This is a genomic window from Pseudogemmobacter sonorensis (assembly GCF_042762395.1).
Lineage (GTDB): Bacteria > Pseudomonadota > Alphaproteobacteria > Rhodobacterales > Rhodobacteraceae > Pseudogemmobacter > Pseudogemmobacter sonorensis.
Genome location: NZ_JBEFZE010000008.1, coordinates 51882 through 70986 on the forward strand (window position 1 = coordinate 51882; position 19105 = coordinate 70986).

The following is a 19105-nucleotide window of genomic DNA, read 5'->3' on the forward strand; positions in this document are numbered from 1 at the left end:
CGGATTTTTTGCGGGCGAAATATGCAAGTGAATGGAAAACAATGAAATATTTCTGAACGGCGTGGCGGCGCCGGGCGAAGGGCGCGTGGCAATTGGGTCAAATTGGGCGAAATTGCCACGATCCGGCGGCGTTTTCGCTTTCCGCGCGGCGGATTCTCTGCCAGCCTGACCGGCAACAAGAAGAACGAGCAGCCCCCGAACCGCCCCTTGCAGGCTTTCCCGATGCGATTACCGCCCGGCCTTGCCGTGTCGATTCTGTCCGGCCTTGTCGCGATTCCCGCGATGGGGCTCGTGCCGGGTCCCATGGCCGGTCCTGTGGCGGCGCAGGAGGATTTCACCTTCCGCCGCATCACCGTGGGCGAGATGGAGCCCGGGCGCCGCATCACCGTGCAGATCGACCCCGAGGAACAGGCCCGCCGCCTTGCCGCCACCGCCTGGAAGGACCCCGCGCTGCCCGGCGCGGCGCTGGCGCCGCCCGAGCCGGGCGCCGAAGCGGCCCCCAGGCCCGCGCCGAAATCCTCTTACGCCTGGTTCTGGGATCTGGTCCCGCCCGGGCGCGCCGAATCTGCGGGCCGCTTCCCCGCCGCGATGTCGGCGCTGAGCCAGGGCCCCGGCGGCGCGCAGGTCGCCGCGCCCCGGCTGCAATCCATGCAGACCATCGCCGAGACCTATGGGCGCGAGATCCTGATCGCCACCGTCGGCACCGATGTCTCGCCCGCGCTGGTGCTGGCGGTGATGGGGATCGAGAGCGCGGGCCGCAAGGATGCGGTCTCTTCCGCCGGGGCGGTGGGGCTGATGCAGTTGATCCCGGCCACGGCCGAGCGGTTCGGCGTGACCGATTCCACCGATCCCGCCCAGAACATCAAGGGCGGCGTGGCCTATCTGAACTGGCTGTTGAAGGAATTCGACCGCGATCCGCTGATGGTTCTTGCCGCCTATAACGCGGGCGAGGGGGCGGTGCGCGCCAATGCGGGCGTGCCGCCCTATGCCGAGACCCGCGATTATGTGCCCAAGGTCCTGGCGGCCTGGCAGGTGGCGCAGGGCCTGTGCCAGACCGCGCCGGAACTGGTGACGGATCCTTGCGTGTTCAGGATCGTGGCGGCGGGCGGCGACTGAGGGGCCCGGCGGTGCCGCCGGGAGGGCGCGCCGCTTGATCGCCATCCAAGGGGGCGTGCGGAGGGGCCATGTCACTGCCCGCTCCGTGTCCCGCCCATCTCGCGCCCGCCGCCTCGCGGAGCCTCGCGTCTTGCGCTCAGGCGGCGACCGGCCGGGCAGGCCAGGCCTCAGACCGAGAACACATCCGCCGTTTCGGGATGCTTGCGCCGCAGCGCGTTCACGAAGGGGCAGAGCGGCATCACCTTGAAGCCGTTCTCGCGCGCGTCCTTGACCAGCGCCTCGAACAGCGCCCGCCCGGCTCCGGTGCCGCGAAAGCTGTCGGGGACGCCGGTGTGATCGGCGATCACCAGCACCGGCGAGACGATCGAGAAGGTCAACTCCGCCTCCTCGCCGTCGCGGGCGATGACATAGCGGCCCTTGGTGGTGCCGGTTTCCTTGGTGACGGTGATCTCGCCCATGTCCTGCCGTGCCCCTTCTGGTGGTTCCGCCCGGGGGCCCGCCGCGCGCCCGGCCGCGATCCTGCCCGCTTTCGTCGCCGGTTCCGCCTCGGCCGACCCGCCCATAAGGAGGGGCGGGGGCCCGGCTTGTCAACCGGGGCAAGGGGGCAGGGGCGCGCGGCATTGAACGGCGGGGGCCGGGCTGCTATGGCCCGCAAGGCGGCCGCTTGGAGGAATGGTAGACTCAAGGCACTTAAAATGCCTGGCCCGGAAGGGCGTGCGGGTTCGAGTCCCGCAGCGGCTACCACCATGCCTGCATGGTGTTGTTTTGAAGCGAAAAATATCGGCGTGGGTCAGTCGCGAGCTTGCCGTGGGTCAGCCAGGGGTCCCGTTCCGGCCAGGGATCGTCCCGCCGCTCGCTTTGCGGCCTCGATCCCCTCGGAAACCCTGCGATTGCGCCCGGGGTCAGACCGTCTCCTTCACCGCCTCCATCGCGACATAGGTCGAGGTCTGGGCGACATGGGGCAGGGCGCTGATCCTTTCGGCCAGGACCCGGCGGTATTCGGCGATATCGGCGGTGCGCACCTTCAGCAGATAGTCGAACCGGCTGGCGATCATATGGCATTGCTCGATCTCGGGGACGGCGAGCACGGCGCGGTTGAAGGCCTGAAGCGCGGCCTCGCGCGTGTCCGAAAGCCGCACCTCGACGAAGGCGACATGGGCCTGGCCCATCTTCACCGGATCCAGGATGGCACGGTAGCCCGCGATCACCCCGGCCTCCTCCAGCCGTTTCATCCGCGCCTGCGCCGGGCTTTTCGACAGGCCGATCCGCCGGGCCAACTCGACGGCGCTGATCCGGCCCTCGGCCCCCAGAACCCGCAGAATCGCGCGGTCGAAACGGTCGAGTTCCGGCAGGTCGTTCGGCATGCTAAATCCTGAAATTACATTCTTTCAGCCTGTATAACAGCAATCAATCGGGAAGAAAGATCTCTGTTTCGGGTGTATCCTGGGTCAATCGCGGCGAGGGCATGGATCGGGGCATATCATGGACGAAAACTGGCGCATCATCACCGAGGGCAGCCTGACCGACGAGGCCGCCCTGGTGGCGCGGCTGGTCGCGCAAAGCGGGCTGGACGCGGCGGCGCGGGCGCGGATCGCGGCCTCGGGCGCCGATCTGGTCCGGCGCATCCGCGAAAGCGCGCGCCCCGGGCTGATGGAGGTGTTCCTGGCCGAATACGGGCTTTCCACCGACGAGGGCATCGCGCTGATGTGCCTGGCCGAGGCGCTCTTGCGCGTGCCCGACGCGCCCACCATGGATGCGCTGATCGAGGACAAGATCGCGCCCTCGGACTGGGGGCGGCACCTGGGGCATTCGGCCTCGTCGCTGGTCAATGCCTCGACCTGGGCGCTGATGCTGACCGGCAAGGTCTTGGACGAGGGCGGCCCGGGCATCGCGGGCAGCCTGCGCGGCGCCATCCGCCGCCTGGGCGAGCCGGTGATCCGCACCGCCGTCACCCGCGCCATGAAAGAGATGGGGCGCCAGTTCGTCCTGGGCGAGACCATCGAAAAGGCCATGGCGCGGGCGCGCGATCTGGAGGCGAAGGGCTTCACCTACAGCTACGACATGCTGGGCGAGGCGGCCCGGACCGAGGCCGATGCGCGGCGCTATCACCTGGCCTATTCCTCGGCCATCACCGCCATCGCGGCGGCGGCGAAGGGCGACGACATCGGCGCCAATCCCGGGATCTCGGTCAAGCTTTCGGCGCTGCATCCGCGCTACGAGGTGGCGCAGCGGGACCGCGTGATGGCGGAACTGGTGCCGCGCCTGCGCGCCCTGGCGGGGCTGGCGCGCACCGCCGGGCTGGGCTTCAACATCGACGCCGAGGAGGCCGACCGCCTCGCCCTGTCGCTTGAGGTGATCGAGGCCACCCTGTCCGACCCGAGCCTTGCCGGATGGGACGGGTTCGGCGTGGTGGTCCAGGCCTATGGCCGCCGCTGCGGCGCGGTGATCGACTGGCTGCACGGCCTTGCCACCCGGCTGGACCGGCGGATCATGCTGAGGCTGGTCAAGGGCGCCTATTGGGATGGCGAGATCAAGCGCGCCCAGGTGCTGGGGCTTGAGGGGTTTCCCGTCTTCACCCGCAAACAGGCGACCGATGTCAGCTATATCGCCAATGCCAGGAAGCTTCTGGGCCTGACCGACCGGATCTATCCGCAATTCGCGGGCCACAACGCCCATACCGTCGCCGCCATCCTCGACATGGCGCGCGAACAGGGCGTCGCACCCGAGGCGTTCGAATTCCAGCGCCTGCATGGCATGGGCGAGCGGCTGCACGATCTGGTGATGGCGGGCCACGGCACCCGCTGCCGGATCTATGCCCCGGTCGGCGCGCATCGCGACCTTCTGGCCTATCTGGTGCGCCGCCTGCTGGAAAACGGCGCGAATTCAAGCTTCGTCAACCAGATCGTCAATGAAGAGGTGGCGCCCGAAACCGTCGCCGCCTGCCCGCTGGACTTCGTCGAGGGCCTGGCCGACCTGCCCGGCCCGGCGGTGATCGCACCGGCGCGGATCTTTCCGGGGCGGCGCAATGCGGCCGGGTTCGACCTGACCGACGCCCGCGATCTGGCCCGGATCGAGGCCGCCCGCGCGCCTTTCGCCGACAGCCTGCATGACGCCCGCCCGCTTCTGGCCGGGCCGGTGGCGGGGGGGGCGCGCGCCGCCGTCGTCAACCCCGCGACCGGGGCGGTGGTCGGCCATGTCCTGCCCGCCGCCCGCGCCGATCTCGACACCGCGCTGCGGCTGGCCGAGCCCTGGGCCGCCGATGCCGCCACCCGCGCCATTGTGCTGGAGCGCGCGGCCGACCTCTACGAGGCCCGGTTCGGCGAGATCTTCGCGCTGCTCGCGCGCGAGGCCGGGAAGACCCTTGGCGATGCGGTCTCCGAACTGCGCGAGGCGGTGGATTTCCTGCGCTATTACGCCACCGGCGCGCAGGGCCTTGCCCATCCCGCGCGCGGGCGCTTCGCCTGCATCAGCCCGTGGAACTTCCCGCTGGCGATCTTCACCGGCCAGATCGCGGCGGCGCTGGCGGCGGGGAACGCCGTGCTTGCCAAGCCCGCGCCGCAGACGCCGCTGATCGCCGCGCTGGCGGTTTCGCTGCTGCATGAGGCGGGCGTGCCGGAGAGCGCGCTGCAACTGCTGCCCGGCGGGGCCGAGGTCGGCGGCTGGCTGACCTCGGATCCGCGCATCGACGGCGTGGCCTTCACCGGATCGACCGCGACGGCGCAGGCGATCCGGCGCGCGATGGCGGCGCATCTCGCCCCCGGCGCGGTGCTGATCGCCGAGACCGGCGGGCTGAACGCCATGCTGGTCGATTCGACCGCGCTTCCCGAACAGGCGGTGCGCGATATCGTCGCCTCGGCCTTCCAGTCGGCCGGGCAGCGGTGCTCCGCGCTGCGCTGCCTCTATGTGCAGGAAGATATCGCCCCGGCGGTTCTGGCGATGCTGAAGGGCGCGATGGCGGAGCTGGCGGCGGGCGATCCCTGGCGGCTTGCGACCGACATCGGCCCGGTGATCGACGGCGCGGCCCAGGCCGCGATCCAGGCCCATGTCGAGGTCGCCCGGGCCGAGGGGCGTGTGCTGGCCGAGGGCGCGGTGCCGAAGGGCGCGGCGGGCAGCCATGTCGCCCCGGCGATCCTGTCGGTTCCCGGCATCGAGGCCATCGGGCGCGAGGTCTTCGGCCCGGTCCTGCATCTGGCCACCTTCGCCGCGGGCGGGATCGACCGCGTGGTCGAGGCGGTCAATGCCACCGGCTACGGGCTGACCTTCGGGCTGCACAGCCGCATCGACGACCGGGTGCAGCATGTGGTCGAGCGGGTGCGGGCGGGCAATATCTATGTCAACCGCAACCAGATCGGCGCGGTGGTGGGCAGCCAGCCCTTCGGTGGCGAGGGGCTTTCGGGCACCGGGCCGAAGGCGGGCGGGCCGGATTATCTGGCGCGTTTCACCGTCGCGCCTGCGCCTTATCCCGATGATCCCGGTCTCGATGATTCCGTTGGGAGCCCGTCCCCGTCCTCGGCCCCCGCCGATCCCGCCGCGACGGCGCAGCGGCTGAAGGCCCCCGCCGCGCCCCGCCCGCCCGAGACTGTCGACCTGCCCGGGCCCACCGGCGAATCGAACCGGCTCTCGCGGCTGGCGCGCCTGCCGCTTCTGTGCCTCGGGCCCGGCGCGCCGCGCGCGCTGGCGCAGGCCGAGGCCGTGCGCGCCCTCGGCGGTCTCGCGGTCGAGGCCCCGGACCTGCCCGCCGCCGCGCTGACCACGCTTGAGGGTTTTTCCGGCGCGCTCTGGTGGGGCGCCCATGCCGAAGGCCGCGCCTATGCCGAGGCGCTGGCCGCGCGCGAAGGGCCGATCCTGCCCCTGATCACCGGCCTGCCGGACCGCGGCCATGCCATGATCGAGCGCGATGTCTGCATCGACACCACCGCCTCGGGCGGGAACGCGCGGCTGCTGGCCGAGGTCGGGGGCTGAGGTCGCGCGCGGGGGGCGGTCGGGGACCTCTTTCCGCGACAAGGGTTCCGCGACAGGGGTTCCGTGACAAGGGCTTCGGGCGGGGTGATGTCTGGCGCCCGGGCCGGAAGGGGCGCCCGAAAACCGTCCGCATGGCGCGGAAAGAGGGCGGCCTGCCGAGCATCTGTGTCCCGCGCGGGGGGGGCGCAAGTTTCGCGCGGTCGATCAGGTAGAACGCCGGGCATCTGCGTCCGGTGCGCGGAGGGCGGGGCCGGTCACTCGCTGGCAGGCTGCAGAAAAGAATTTCGGGGCCGCTTCGGGACGGAAATTTTCCCGCATCGTCAATCATCGCTGCGGAAACCGCATATTCTGGTCCGCGACCGGAACAATCTGCCGATCCTCCGCGCAAGCCGACGCCGCTGCATGACGTCTTCAGCGGCCTGCCAGGGCCGGACCCCTCTTGCCTCGTCTTCCCTCGCTTCCCGCGCGCGTCCCGAGCCAGTCGGTCGTGCCGCGCCCGATGGCGCCGCGCGCTCGGGGCTCGTCTTCCTCTCCGGGCCTTGTCTCCGGCCTCGCGCCCCTCCAGACTTCCGCCCGGCCTCGCTCCAGGCACTTCTTCATCATTGACGCGGGCGCGCCCGCGCGCGAGGCTCCGGCCATGTTTCCCTTGCGCGACCACAATCCGTCCGGGCGCAGGCCCTATGTCACGATCGCATTGGTCGTGCTCAACCTGCTTGTCTTCGCGATCACCTATGCCGCGGTCTCGGACCAGCAGGCAGCCGAGGTCTGGTATCGCTGGGGCATGATCCCGGCGCGGATCCTGGCGGGCGAGGGCTGGCCGACGCTGCTGACCCATATGTTCCTGCATGGCGGCTGGATGCATCTGATCGGCAACCTGCTGTTCCTGTGGATCTTCGGCGACAATCTGGAGGACCAGATGGGGCATGGCGGATTCGCGCTCTTCTACCTTGCGTCGGGGCTTGCGGCGGCGGCTCTGGAGATGGGGATGGCGCCGGGCTCATATGTGCCGATGGTGGGCGCCTCGGGCGCGATCGCCGGGGTGATGGGGGGGTATCTGCTGCTGTTCCCCAGGGCGCAGGTCGATGTGCTGATCGTGATCCTGGTGTTCTTCCGGGTCTTTACCGTGCCCGCCTGGGTGCTTCTGGGCGGCTGGATCCTGCTTCAGTTCTTCGCCGGGCTGGAAATGCCGTCCGAAGAGGACGGGGTGGCCTATTGGGCCCATGTCGGCGGCTTCGTCGCCGGGGCGGCGCTGACGCTGCCTTTCTGGCTCGCCCGGGGCGGTCGCGGCTACTGGCGGCGCAACGACGGCCATCCGCCGCATGCCGGGGCGGAATATCCGATGGCGCAGAGCCGGATCCCGAAGGTCCGTCGCTGAGAGGCGCGTCGCCGGAAGGGGCGGGTCAGTGGATCAGCCGCAAATGCCGCCGCGAGGGATGCGCCGCCGAATTGGGCCGGGGCAGGTCGGGCCCGGCAGTATCGGGGCAGGCGGGCCGGTGGGCCGGATCCAGGCCGGGGGAGGGCATCGCCCCCGAGACATGCGACTCGGGCATCCGCGATTCGGCTGGAAAGCGGGCGCAGAAGGCCAGGGCCGACTGGAGCAGGCCCGGCTCGATCCGCCCGTCGGTCAGTTCCATCACCGCGCCGCGCGCCAGATCGGCCCGGTCGCGCCGCATGGCATGCAGCATCAGGCACAGCGCCGCCTCCTCGCCCGTCGCCATCGCGCTGCATTCGGGGCAAAGCGGGTTGGCGTAATGGAAATCCGCCCGCCGCGCCTGGCGCAGCACCTGCACCACCGTCAGCAGCCCCTGGGCCACCTGCGGCCCGCGCGCCCCGCCCCAAAGCTCGGTCGCAAGCGCGAAGGCGCTTTGCCAGGCCTGGGTCTCGGGCCGCGCGAAGGCGGTCATGAAATGGCGCAGCACCGCCAAGAGCCCGGTCTCGAAATCGTCGAGCCCCAGCGAGGCGACCGGAACCGCATCGTCGGATGGCATGTGAGGCATGGTCATCGGGCTTTCCCTCTCTGGCGTCTCGCAATGGCCGGGCGGGACGGGGTCCGGGGCGCGCGCGGGTTGGAACCGGAGAGTCCGGGCGAAGGCCCGATGGCCGAACGGCAAGCTGCCTCAAAGCCGGGACGCGCGTCCGAAGGGGGCCGGAGAGCCGTCTCTTGAAAACGGCCTCAGGCAGCCCCCGCGAAAGCCGCGCGGCAAAAGGTGCCGCCGGGCCGGGGATCGGTGACTCTCCGATCTGGCGGCGGGCTTGATCACAATTTTCTTAGTAAAATGATCGGGCAATGGCAAGGCCCGATTGCCGGAGCGGGCCAAGTGCCAGGACGAAACGATCCCCGGCAGGCGGGGCGGCCTTTCCCGAATCCGTTCCGGGCGGCTCTATTGCGACAGATGCACCATGGCGCCCGGCTCGGCCCGGAACAGGTCCTGCGGGCCGAAAAGCATGATCAGCGTGCCGATATAGACCGCCGCGAAGATCGCGATGGCGGCGAAGCGGCCGGATCCGAACCGGCGCGTTCCGAAATCGGCGGAGCCTGCCGTGCCCGACCCGGAAGACGGCAGGGCATTCCGAGTGTCGATCTGATGGCGCATCCGGGTCCTCCTTCGTCGCCTGGAACGGGGCCTGTCCCGACCGGACCCGGACCCGGGTTGCGGCGGTCCGGGTCCGTTTCGGGGGGGCTGGCCTGTGGACAGCACTTGGAAAGCATAACACGCAAGGGGGGGTGGATCGTTCCAAGTTTGGCGGCGGATCGGGAAAATATTCCCTTTTCTTGCGATGAGGATGCGGCGCACCATCTGATGCGGGCGATCGCGCGAGCGGAGGAGAATATTTTTCTCCGATCCCTGAGCGCCCCTTCGCGGGACGCTCGCCCGGTGCCAGGCAGGAAAAAAGCCGACCCGGGTTAATCCCGGGTCGGCCCTGTCATCCGCGACGAAAAAGCGGATCAGAAGCAGACATACCAGTATTCGCAATAACCGTAGTAGTTGCACCAGTATTCCCAGTAGCAATAGCCGCGCGACCGGGTCTCGGCGGCGTCGCGCAGTTCCTCGACCTTGGCGAGGAGAAGCGCATCCTCACCGGCCAGTTCCGCCGCCTCGTCCAGCACGGCGCCAAGGTCGATGGGCGCGCCGCCCGCGGCCTCGACCGTGGTGCCGTCGGTCACGTCGACGATGATCTGCACGGCGCTGACGATGGCCAGCGCGTCGCCTTGCGAGCGGCCGTAGTTGATCAGCGCATTGGCGGTTTGCAGCGCCGAGGCATCGGCGGCCTGTTCGGCGGGGGATTTCTGCGGCGCGGCCTCTTGCGCCATGACGGCGGGGGCGGGGGCGATGGTCAGGACGGAAAAGGCGAGGGCGGTCAGAAAGCGTTTCATGTCATTCTCCCAAGATAAATTCGGTTGGTCTGCGCGGGCGGTGCGAGGCGCGTCGCAAGGCGGAATGGGCCAGGCCAAGCGTCGTTGGCCCGCAGACTTTGCATCAGGCCGGATTATTCATCAAATGAAATTGATCGTCATGAATCCCGCGCCGCGCGCAGGTTGCCGCTCCAGGGACCGCAGGCCCCCCGGGCTGCCGCACTCAGGCCTCAGCCGCGGATGCCCGAGAACCGCAACTGCCAGTCGGCGCGTTCTTCGTCGGTGATCTTGGCGAACAGGTTCTCGGGCACCGAGAAGCCGTGCCCGGCCGAAAGATGGTCCAGCGCGCGCGCCAGATCGCCAGTTGCGGTTCCGGGCCAGCTTTCGTCCGTGACCCCAAGCGCCGCCAGCATCGCCGCCGAGGCATCCGGGATGAAGGGGCGCGACAGCACGGCGTAAAGCCGGATCAGGTTGAGCCCGAAGCGCACGATGGCCTCGGCCCGCGCGGGATCGGTCTTGACCACCGACCAGGGCGCGGCGCTTTGCAGATATTCGTTCCCCGCCACCCAGATCGCGCGCAGCTCGGCCGCCGACTTGCGCACTTCGATCGCATCCATGTGTTGCTCGTAGCTGCGCAGCCGTCCCTCCAGATCGGCGATCAGCGCCGCCTCCTCGGGCCCGAAGGCGCCGCCCCCCGGCACCGTCTCGCCGAATTTCGACCGGGCGAACTTGGTCACCCGGCTGACGAAATTCCCCAGCACATCGGCCAGGTCCTTGTTCACCGAGGCCTGGAAATTCTCCCAGGTGAACTCGCTGTCCGCGCTTTCTGGGGCGTGGCTCAGCAGCCACCAGCGCCAGTAATCGGCGGGCAGGATCGAAAGCGCCTGGTCCATGAAGACGCCGCGCCCCTGGCTGGTCGAGAACTGGCCGCCGTCGTAATTCAGGTAGTTGAACGACTTGAGGTAATCCACCAGCTTCCAGGGCTCGCCCGAACCCAGGATGGTCGCGGGGAAGCTGAGCGTGTGGAAGGGCACGTTGTCCTTGCCCATGAACTCGTAATAGGTGACGTCCCCGGCCCCCATGTCCTCGCGCCACCAGCGCTGCCAGGCGCTGTCGGGCAGGCCGTTGGCATCGGCCCATTCGGCGGTGGCCGCGATATATTCGATCGGCGCGTCGAACCAGACGTAGAAGACCTTGCCCTCCATCCCCGGCCAGGGCTGGTCGCCTTTCCTTACCGGCACGCCCCAGTAAAGATCGCGGGTGATGCCGCGATCCTGCAGCCCCTCGCCGTCGTTGAGCCATTTCTTCGCGATCGAGGTGGTCAGCAACGGCCAGTCGGTCTTCTGGTCGATCCAGGCCGCGATCTTGTCCTTCAGCGCGCGCTGGCGCAGGTAGAGGTGCCGGGTCTCGCGCACCTCCAGATCGCTTGAGCCGGAAATGGCCGAGCGCGGATTGATCAGATCGGTCGGGTCGAGCTGCTTGGTGCAATTCTCGCATTGGTCGCCGCGCGCGCGCTCATAGCCGCAGTTCGGGCAGGTGCCCTCGATATAGCGGTCGGGCAGGAAGCGGCCGTCGGCATTGGAATAGACCTGCTTCTCCAGCCGCTCCTCGATATAGCCGTTCTCGTCCAGCTTTCCGGCGAAATGCTGGGTCAGCCGGTGGTTGCGCGCAGAAGAGGAACGCCCGAAATGATCGAAGCTCAGCCGGAAGCCGCGCGCCAGCTCGGCCTGCACCGCATGCATATCGGCGCAATATTCCTCGACCGGCTGTCCGGCCTTGGCGGCGGCCAGTTCGGCCGGCGTGCCATGTTCGTCGGTGGCGCAGATGAACATCACCTCGTCGCCGCGCCCGCGCTTGTAGCGGGCGAAGAGATCGGCGGGCAGTTGAGAGCCGACAAGATTGCCCAGATGCTTGATGCCGTTGATGTAGGGAATGGCGGAGGTGATCAGAATCCGTGCCATGGCTGCGCCCTTTCGACCGTTCGCCAAGCGGTTTAGCGCGCGCCGGAGGGAAGGGCCAGACCCCTGATGCCCGCCCCCTTGATGGCCCCGCCCTGACACGGCCGCCTCCCCCGTCATGGCCCCGCAGGCGGCCCCACCCACGCCGGTTCAGGGCTCAAGCTCCGGCGCGTCACCCCGCCAGAGACCCAAGACACCGCAACCCGAAACACCCCGCCCTTCCTCCATTCTTCTTTGCAAAAATATCCCGGGGGAGCCCGGAACGGGCGGGGGCAGCGCCCCCCTTTTTTCCTTCCCGCAGATCTCAAAGCGCGGTGTAGCCGCCATCCACCAGATGATAGCTGCCGGTGATGAAGCTCGCCCGGTCCGAAAGCAGGAACAGCGTCAAGGCCGAGACCTCCTCGGCCCGCCCCAGCCGCCCCGCGGGATGTTTCGCGATCAGCCAGTTGCGGGTCGCCTCGTCGAAATGCGACAGCAGGGGCGTGTCGATGAAGGCCGGTCCCACCGCATTCACCCGGATGCCCTGGGTGGCATATTCCTGCGCCGCATTCTTGGTCAGCCCGACCACCGCATGTTTGGCCGCGACATAGGCGGGCGATCCGGCAAAGCCGACCGAGCCCAGGATCGAGGCCATGTTGACGATGGCGCCCCCGCCCGAGGCCAGCATCGCCGGGATCCCGAAGCGCAGCCCGTAGAAGACCGCGTTCAGGTTGACCCCGATCACCTGCTGCCAGCCCTCCAGCGGATATTCCCCCGTCGGCGCCGAGGGCCCGCCGATCCCGGCGTTGTTGACCAGCAGATGCAGCCCGCCAAGCGCGACCGCCGTCTCGACCAGGCGCGCGACCACATCGGGATCCGACACGTCGCCCCCCGCCGCCACCGCCTTGCCGCCCCGGGCGGCGATCCGCTCGACCACGCCCTGTGCCACCTCTTCCTTCAGGTCGGCCACGACCACCTGCGCGCCTGCACCCGCAAGATCCAGCGCGATGGCCTCGCCGATCCCCGATCCCGCGCCGGTGACCAGCGCGACCTTGCCTTCGAACGAGATGTTCATGCCATTTCCTCCTGTTCCCGATTCCGTCGACGCCCCGGATGAGATTTCGGCTGCGATTTCAGGCGCGATTCCGGGCGCGTTCCCGGGCGTGATCCTGCCACGAATCCGCGCCGCGCGCATTGATCTGCACCAATGCCGCCGCCGCGCATGGCGGCCTTGCGGCAGGCGCATGGCGGATCCGGGCCGGGCCTGCTCCGGGCCCGCGCCAATGGCGGCTTGCGCGCCCCGGGCGCGCAGGATCTTCGCGCCCGGGGCGCGGTTTCCGGCCCGAGTCCCCGCGATGGTGTGTCTTCGGGGCTTGTGCCCCGCCCCGGTCCGCCTAGTCTCTGGCGCAAAAGGGATATTGCCATGAAGATGATTCCGCTGGGGCGCACCGGCCTGACCGTTTCTGCGCTCTGTCTCGGCACCATGACCTGGGGCAGCCAGAACACCGAAGCCGAGGGCCATGCCCAGGCCGATCTCGCGCTTGATCGCGGGGTAACCTTCTGGGACACCGCCGAGATGTATCCGGTGGCCCCGGTCCGGGCCGAGACGGTCGGCGATACCGAGACGATCATCGGCAACTGGATCGCCGCGCGCGGCGGGCGCTCGCGCCTCGTGCTCGCCACCAAGATCGCCGGAAAGGGTCAGATCATCCGCCCGGGCGAGCCGGTCACCGGCCAGGGCCTGCGCGCGGCGCTCGAAGCCTCGCTGCGGCGCCTGCGCACGGATTACGTCGATCTCTACCAGATCCACTGGCCCAACCGTGGCAGCTACCATTTCCGCCAGCACTGGGATTACGCGCCGACCGCCGTCGACAAGGCGGCCGAGACCGCCCAGATGACCGAGATCCTGACCACCGCCCGCGCGCTGGTCGAGGAGGGCAAGATCCGCGCCATCGGCCTTTCGAACGAAACCGTCTGGGGCGCGGCGCGCTGGCTGCATCTGGCCGATGTGCTGGGCCTGCCGCGCATGGCCACGGTGCAGAACGAATATTCGCTGCTGTGCCGCCAGTTCGACACCGACTGGTCTGAGATGAGCATCGCCGAGGAGATCCCGCTTCTGGCCTATTCGCCGCTGGCGACCGGGCTGCTGACCGGCAAATACGCGGGCGGAGTCATCCCCGACGGCACCCGGCGCGAAAGGGTGCCGGATCTGGGCGGGCGCATCACGCCCCGGGTGTTCCCGGCGGTGGCGGCCTATCTGGGGATCGCCTCCGAACACGGCCTCGACCCGGCGCAGATGGCGATCGCCTTCTGCCGCCAGCGGCCTTTCTCGGTGGTGCCGATCATCGGGGCGACCGGCCTTTCGCAACTGGAGACCGATATCGGCGCGGCCGATCTGGTGCTCTCGCCCGAGGTTCTGGCCGATATCGCGGCGGCGCATCGGGCCCATCCGCTGCCTTACTGAGCCGGGCGCCGGTCCTGCTGCCCCCGATCCCGCTTCCCGCTGCGGCCCCCCGGTCTTGAGGGGCGGGGGTTGCGGGAGATCAGGGTTTCGGGCCTAATCCTTTCCACAGAAGAAACGGCGGGCCGGGCGCGATGGCAGGCAGGAATGGCAGGCCGGACAGGGACGGCAGGCAGGTGGTGGCAGGCCGGACAGGGACGGCAGGCAGGTGATGGCAGGGGGTGTTTTTCATCCGGGAACGCTCGGCATGGCGGGTGTCGGCCTTCGTGCCGGTGCCGCCGTCCTGTCGCTGCGCATGGCGGCCGTGCGGCGGGGGGCCCTGAGGCGGGGGGCCCTGAGGCGGATGGGTCTGACGTTGGTGCCCCTGCTGATGCTGGCGGGCTGCGAGTTGGCCTTGCCCTCGGGCGGCGGGGGCGCGGCGGCGACGGGCCCCAATCCGGTGACGGGCCCTATGATCGAGGTGACCGCGCTGGAGGATGCCGCCGCCGCGCCGGTGGCGGCAAGGGCGGCGGCTCAGGCCATCCCTGGCGCCTCTCCTCCGTCCGATATGACCGAACCCGATACCGCCCTGTCGGAAGTCGCCGGGCCGGAGTCCGGTCCGCCCGCTTTCGGCCCGTCTGAAGAAGCCGCGCCACCTGCGGCGCGAAAATCCCAGGCGCAGCTTGCCTGCGAGAAGGCTGGCGGCAAGTGGTCGCGCGCGGGTCAGGCCGGATATGCCTGCGTCAGCACCACCCGCGACAATGGCAAGGCCTGCACCCGCGCCAGCCAGTGCGAAAGCGCCTGCCTCGCCCGCTCGGGCAGTTGCGCGCCCTGGAAACCCTTGTTCGGCTGTAATGAAATCCTCGACGACATGGGGCGGCGCATGACGCAATGCCTGGAATGAAGGCTTCGAATGAATAAGGCCCGGGGAGTGATCCGAAATGAGGCGAGCGGAATGATCCGGCATTGCGGATCCGGCTTGGCGCGGGCGTGCCGCAGGGTTCTCTCCACCCTTTTCGCCGCGGGTTCGGCGCTCCCGCCGGGACCGGCGGCGGGCCTGCCCGGGATGGGTCGCTTCGGAGCGGGAGGTTCAAAGGCGATGCGTTTCGCCTCTGCGCGTCCGAGGCCGGGGCCTTCGCGGCGGGGGCATCGAAGGTCGTGGCCTTCGAATTTGGGGTGCTGGCTGGCGCTCGGCCTGCTGGCGGCCTGCGCCGCCGCGCCGGGGGCCTCGGTCGCGGTCTTCCGCCCCGAGGCCGCGCCGATCTGGTCGGCGGCGGCCTTCCTGCCCGCGCGGATCGAGGGCGACTGGCGCCAGGCCGCGGCCTATGCCTCGGGAGAGCGCCCCGGTTGCGCCCCCGGCGCGGTCGAGTTCCGCCAGGGCGCCGAAGGGCTTTTCCTGCGCGCGAGGCTTTGCCTCGACGGTCGCGAGGTCAGCCTGTCCGGCCCGGTCGGGATCGTCGGTCCCGGGCGGCTCTCGGTGCCGGGGATGGAGGATTGGTGGGTGATCTGGGTCGACGAATCCTATCGCACCCTGGCCATCGCCACGCCCTCGGGCCGGTTCGGCTTCGTCCTCGATCGCGGCAGCCTGCCCCCCGACCGTCGCGCCGCCGCGGCCGAGATCTTTGCTTTCAACGGCTATTCGAAGGCGCGGCTGCGGCCGTTCTGAGCGGGGGAGGCGGTTGGAGGGGGCGGGGAGAAAGAGGGGGCGCTGCCCCCTCGGCGCCTTTGGCGCCTTCACCCCCGGGATATTTTTGCAAAGAAGAATGGGGTTAGGGGGGGCTTGGTGGATGGGTTGCGGTGGGGGGGGGTCAGGTCAGGCGGCGGAAGCGCGGGGTCGGGCCGGAATTGTCGAAGAACGGCACGCCGGGCTGGTCGCCCCCGGCCAGCAGGTGGGTGACTTCGGAGAGGGCGATCTCGGTCACGAAGGGCAGGTCGAGGGTGCGCGCCTCGGCCAGCGGCAGCCAGCGTAGATGCGACAATTCGTCCGAGGCCTGCGAGAAATCCTCGGGGTCGCCCGCCAGCCCTTCGGCCTCGGCCAGCAGGAAGCGCGCGTCGTAGCGGCGGCTGCGTCCGGGCGGGGTGATCGCGCGGAAGACGAAGCGCAGCCGGGGCGCGGCGAGGCGCAGTCCGGTTTCCTCGGCCAGTTCGCGCCGCGCCGCGCCGATCAGCGTGGCGGCGCGGGCGGCGCCGCCCAGCCTGCGCGTGCAATCCTTTGAGAGCGGCAGCGGCGGCGGATGGTCGTCGCCCGGATCGACGGCGCCGCCGGGGAAGACGAATTTCGACGGCATGAAGGCCGCGCCCGCGCCGCGCTGGCCCATCAGCACCCGCGCGGGCCCGCCGTCGCGGCGGATCAGGATCAGGGTCGCGGCATCGCGGATCGTGGTGGCGGGGGAGGATCCGGCCGGATCCGGTTCAGTCGGATCTGGCAAAGCCATGCATCCTCTTGGCCCATTGCAGCCCGACCAGCGCCCCTTTCAGCCGGGGCAGCAGCCAGAGCGACATCGCCACGCAGCCCAGTGACAGCAGCAGCGCGGTCAGCAGCGGGTCCGGCTCCCAATGGGCATAGAGAAACAGCATGACCGGCGCCAGCACATGGCCCACGATCAGGATGGTCAGATAGGCCGGGCCGTCGTCGGCGCGGTGCTGGTCCAGCCTGGTCCCGCAGGACGGGCAGGTTTCGCGCACCTTGAGGTAGCCCTGCATCATCGCGCCTTTGCCGCAGTTCGGGCAGCGCCGCTGCCAGCCGCGCAGCATCGCCTGTTTCGGCACGCGCGGGGAATCGTCCTGCGGACCTTTGGTATCGGAGGCGGGGGCGGAGAGGGGCATTTCGATGTTCCGGGTCATGGCCGCGCCAGTCTCGGACGGTGGCCGGGCGCCGTCAAGCCATGGCGGCGCCTCCGCGAAGCGGGGCTGCGGGGAAATACCGGGGCGCGTTGGCCTTTCCTCGCCGGGCTTTTGCGGGCCCGGTCGGCATTCGATGGCGCGCGACGGAAACCCCGGCGGGGATCGTGGAACCGCTGAACGACAAAGCGCAGCGCCGCCCCCCGCCGGGGGGGAACGAAAGGATGACCATGCCCGATGCCGGATCCGAGCCTCGCATTCGCCCTTGTTCCGCGCCCGGAGGTCGCGCGTTGCGCCCCCCCCGGGGCCGCGCGGCAGGCGCATTGGCGCCGTTTCCGTTCCGCCGGGCGCCGTGACCCTTTGCACCTGCGCCGGTTCCGGCGCATGAACATGGCGATGCAGATGCCTCTCGACACGTCACGCACCGAAGATGACGACGCGCTTCTCGCGCGCTACGGCGCGGGAGATCCGGCGGCGGCCCGGGCGCTCGTGCTGCGGCTGACGCCCCGGGTCATGGCGATGTCGCTGCGGCTTCTGGGCGGCGACCGCGCCGAGGCCGAGGACCTGACCCAGGAGGCGATGCTGCGGCTGTGGCGTGCCGCCCCTGGCTGGCGCGCGGGCGAGGCGCGGGTGACGACCTGGCTTTACCGGGTGGTGGCCAATCTGGCGACCGACCGGCTGCGCGTGCGCGGGCGGCGGCGGATTTCGGCGCTGGAGGAGGCGCCCGAGCCCGAGGACGGCGCCCCGGGCGCGCTGGCGCGGATGATCGAACGCGACAGGATGGCGGCGCTCGACCGCGCTTTGGCCACCTTGCCCGAGCGCCAGCGTCTCGCGGTGGTGCTGCGCCATATCGAGGGGTTGTCGAACCCCGAGATCGCGGAGGCGATGGGTGTGGGGGTCGAGGCGGTCGAAAGCCTGACCGCGCGCGGCAAGCGTGCGCTTGCGGCGGCGCTGTCGGGCCAGCGGCCGGGCCTTGGCTATGACGAGGGGTAGGCGGAGATGACGAGGCGCGACGGGCGGCACAGGGCCGGAGAGGCCGGAGGGCATTGGGCCGGGGAGCATGGCACGGGAGAGCATGGCGCCGGGGCGCGAGATCCCGGGCGGGAGCCGGATCCGGGGATTGGGCCTGGCCTTGCAGGCGCTCCGGGGGCGGGTATGGGGGCGGGTCTGGGGGCGCGGACGAACCGCGAGCGCGCGTCTCTTGGCCCGGCCGGGCGGTCCGTCGGTTTTGGCGGTGCGCGCGAGTTTGGAGAGGCGGGCGGCAGGGCGCCGACCTGCCACGCCGAGGCCGATCTTGACGGATTCTTCGCCGAGGCGCGGGCGCAGTCCCGGGCGGGCGGGCTGTCGGACGGCTTGCTCTCGCGCGTGATGGCCGATGCGCTGGCGCTGCAACCCCGGGCCGGGGCGGCGGCGGCTGAGGCTTTGCCGGGGGCGGAGGTTTCCGCCACCGGGCGCAAGGCCGCCATCGCGGAGTTGTGGGGCGCGCGGTTGCCGCGCCAACTTCGGGGACGTCCGGTCGCCGAGGTGCCATCTCCGCCGCCGGGCCCGGTGCCCGGGCGGGCCGGGGGGCCAGTGCGGCCGGTCCCGGTTCCCGTCTCGGCACGCGCCCCTTCGGCACGTCCCGCTTCGGCGGGCGGGGTCTGGGCCATGCTGACCGCCGGTTTCGGCGGATCGGGCGTGCTGGCGGGGCTGGGCGCGGTGGCTTTGTTGGGCGTCTTCATCGGCTATGCCGATCCCTCCGGCGTCGCGGCGCAGTTCCTCGACCTGTCGGGCGAGGGGCTGGAGGGCGGGCTTGAACTCCTGCCCGCCGCCGAAATCTTTCTGAGCGAGGGCTGATCCCGAGATGAACGAAACCCCTTCTTCCGTCTCCCCTCCTTCGGTCCCCGCCGCCGCGCGCACCCGAGGCTGGGTGCGGATCGTGCTGGCGGTGTCGCTTGCGCTCAACCTGGCGGTGGTCGGGCTGACGGCGGGCATCGCCTTGCGCCATGGCGGGCCGCAGGACCGCGGCGGCGGGCAGGATTTCGGCCTTGGTCCCCTGGCCCGCGCGCTTCCGGTCGAGGAGCGCAAGGCGCTGCGTCGGGGGTTTATCGACAACCATCCCGAGCTTGCCAAGGGGACCGAGGCCCTGAAGGCCGATTTCGACCGGCTGCTTGCAATCCTGCGCAGCGAAAGCCTCGATCCCGCCGCGCTGGATGCGGCGTTGGCGCAGATCGCCTTGCGCAATGCGGAAAGGCTGACCAGCGGCAGCGCCCTGATCGGCGGCTATCTGGCGCGGACGGATGCGGCGGGGCGGGCGGATTACGCCGACCGGCTGGCCGAGGTTCTGGGCCGGGGCGCCAGGCGCGGATCGGGGCCGGGCGGTGCGGAAGGGGCCGGGCCGGACGGAAAATCCGGCAAGACCGGGGCCGACCCCGGGGGCTGAGTGCGGCCGGACCGCCGGGTCGGCGGATGCGC

General features: G+C 70.1%; 18 protein-coding genes and 1 tRNA gene. 10 read left to right on the forward strand and 9 right to left on the reverse strand.

Annotation, left to right across the window (positions count from 1 at the left end):
• Nucleotides 1-222 precede the first annotated feature (222 nt).
• Nucleotides 223-1116, forward strand: coding sequence for a lytic transglycosylase domain-containing protein (locus tag ABNX41_RS08425; protein WP_438669275.1), 894 nt, complete (start codon nucleotides 223-225; stop codon nucleotides 1114-1116).
• A gap of 167 nt (nucleotides 1117-1283) precedes the next feature.
• On the opposite strand, the gene ABNX41_RS08430 is transcribed toward ABNX41_RS08425, so the two are convergent.
• Nucleotides 1284-1574 carry a GNAT family N-acetyltransferase gene (locus ABNX41_RS08430; protein ID WP_438669276.1) on the reverse strand — a complete coding sequence of 97 codons (291 nt, stop codon included), beginning with the start codon at nucleotides 1572-1574 and terminating at the stop codon, nucleotides 1284-1286.
• A 200-nt stretch (nucleotides 1575-1774) separates the two neighbouring features.
• Between ABNX41_RS08430 and ABNX41_RS08435 the strand changes: the two genes are divergently transcribed.
• Nucleotides 1775-1860: transfer RNA gene (locus tag ABNX41_RS08435), tRNA-Leu, on the forward strand.
• Between the two features lie 158 nt (nucleotides 1861-2018).
• Here ABNX41_RS08435 and ABNX41_RS08440 read toward each other — a convergent pair.
• Nucleotides 2019-2480: an Lrp/AsnC family transcriptional regulator gene (locus ABNX41_RS08440; protein ID WP_438669277.1), complete on the reverse strand. Its 462-nt coding sequence runs from the start codon at nucleotides 2478-2480 to the stop codon at nucleotides 2019-2021.
• Between the two features lie 118 nt (nucleotides 2481-2598).
• Between ABNX41_RS08440 and putA the strand changes: the two genes are divergently transcribed.
• The gene (gene putA / locus ABNX41_RS08445) at nucleotides 2599-6078 is read left to right on the forward strand and encodes a bifunctional proline dehydrogenase/L-glutamate gamma-semialdehyde dehydrogenase PutA (RefSeq protein ID WP_438669278.1); all 3480 of its coding nucleotides are present in this window, start codon (nucleotides 2599-2601) and stop codon (nucleotides 6076-6078) included.
• 637 nt (nucleotides 6079-6715) lie between these two features.
• Complete coding sequence (locus ABNX41_RS08450) at nucleotides 6716-7453, forward strand: rhomboid family intramembrane serine protease (protein WP_438669279.1); 738 nt, start codon at nucleotides 6716-6718, stop codon at nucleotides 7451-7453.
• 25 nt (nucleotides 7454-7478) lie between these two features.
• Here the strand turns inward: ABNX41_RS08450 and ABNX41_RS08455 are convergent, their stop codons facing one another.
• From ABNX41_RS08455 to ABNX41_RS08475, 5 genes are all read right to left on the reverse strand, one after another.
• Complete coding sequence (locus tag ABNX41_RS08455) at nucleotides 7479-8081, reverse strand: hypothetical protein (protein ID WP_438669280.1); 603 nt, start codon at nucleotides 8079-8081, stop codon at nucleotides 7479-7481.
• 378 nt (nucleotides 8082-8459) lie between these two features.
• The gene (locus ABNX41_RS08460) at nucleotides 8460-8672 is read right to left on the reverse strand and encodes a hypothetical protein (protein ID WP_438669281.1); all 213 of its coding nucleotides are present in this window, start codon (nucleotides 8670-8672) and stop codon (nucleotides 8460-8462) included.
• 353 nt (nucleotides 8673-9025) lie between these two features.
• Nucleotides 9026-9454, reverse strand: a complete 429-nt coding sequence (locus ABNX41_RS08465; protein WP_438669282.1) for a hypothetical protein — start codon at nucleotides 9452-9454, stop codon at nucleotides 9026-9028.
• 209 nt (nucleotides 9455-9663) lie between these two features.
• Entirely contained in the window at nucleotides 9664-11394 is a 1731-nt protein-coding gene (metG, locus tag ABNX41_RS08470; RefSeq protein ID WP_438669283.1) for a methionine--tRNA ligase, read from the reverse strand.
• Nucleotides 11395-11695: 301 nt separating this feature from the next.
• Nucleotides 11696-12445 (reverse strand): SDR family NAD(P)-dependent oxidoreductase, encoded by a 750-nt coding sequence (locus ABNX41_RS08475; RefSeq protein ID WP_438669284.1) that lies wholly within the window; start codon nucleotides 12443-12445, stop codon nucleotides 11696-11698.
• 348 nt (nucleotides 12446-12793) lie between these two features.
• On the opposite strand from ABNX41_RS08475, the gene ABNX41_RS08480 reads away from it, so the two are divergent.
• The 3 genes from ABNX41_RS08480 (at nucleotide 12794) to ABNX41_RS08490 (ending at nucleotide 15476) form a co-directional block, all read left to right on the forward strand.
• Nucleotides 12794-13834, forward strand: a complete 1041-nt coding sequence (locus ABNX41_RS08480) for an aldo/keto reductase (RefSeq protein ID WP_438669285.1) — start codon at nucleotides 12794-12796, stop codon at nucleotides 13832-13834.
• Between the two features lie 340 nt (nucleotides 13835-14174).
• Nucleotides 14175-14714: a hypothetical protein gene (locus ABNX41_RS08485; protein ID WP_438669286.1), complete on the forward strand. Its 540-nt coding sequence runs from the start codon at nucleotides 14175-14177 to the stop codon at nucleotides 14712-14714.
• Nucleotides 14715-14981: 267 nt separating this feature from the next.
• On the forward strand, nucleotides 14982-15476 hold the full coding sequence (locus ABNX41_RS08490) for a lipocalin/fatty acid-binding family protein (protein WP_438669287.1): 495 nt from the start codon (nucleotides 14982-14984) through the stop codon (nucleotides 15474-15476).
• Between the two features lie 142 nt (nucleotides 15477-15618).
• Here ABNX41_RS08490 and ABNX41_RS08495 read toward each other — a convergent pair whose 3' ends face one another.
• Entirely contained in the window at nucleotides 15619-16245 is a 627-nt protein-coding gene (locus ABNX41_RS08495) for an NUDIX hydrolase (protein WP_438669288.1), read from the reverse strand.
• On the reverse strand, nucleotides 16223-16636 hold the full coding sequence (locus ABNX41_RS08500) for a DUF983 domain-containing protein (RefSeq protein WP_438669289.1): 414 nt from the start codon (nucleotides 16634-16636) through the stop codon (nucleotides 16223-16225). The genes ABNX41_RS08495 and ABNX41_RS08500 overlap by 23 nt, the downstream gene beginning before the upstream one ends.
• A 411-nt stretch (nucleotides 16637-17047) precedes the next feature.
• Between ABNX41_RS08500 and ABNX41_RS08505 the strand changes: the two genes are divergently transcribed.
• The 3 genes from ABNX41_RS08505 to ABNX41_RS08515 all read left to right on the forward strand — a co-directional run bounded on the left by ABNX41_RS08505 (nucleotide 17048) and on the right by ABNX41_RS08515 (nucleotide 19073).
• Nucleotides 17048-17644 carry an RNA polymerase sigma factor gene (locus tag ABNX41_RS08505; protein WP_438669290.1) on the forward strand — a complete coding sequence of 199 codons (597 nt, stop codon included), beginning with the start codon at nucleotides 17048-17050 and terminating at the stop codon, nucleotides 17642-17644.
• Nucleotides 17645-17806: 162 nt separating this feature from the next.
• Nucleotides 17807-18487: a hypothetical protein gene (locus ABNX41_RS08510; protein ID WP_438669291.1), complete on the forward strand. Its 681-nt coding sequence runs from the start codon at nucleotides 17807-17809 to the stop codon at nucleotides 18485-18487.
• 7 nt (nucleotides 18488-18494) lie between these two features.
• Nucleotides 18495-19073: a periplasmic heavy metal sensor gene (locus ABNX41_RS08515; RefSeq protein ID WP_438669292.1), complete on the forward strand. Its 579-nt coding sequence runs from the start codon at nucleotides 18495-18497 to the stop codon at nucleotides 19071-19073.
• Nucleotides 19074-19105 lie beyond the last annotated feature (32 nt).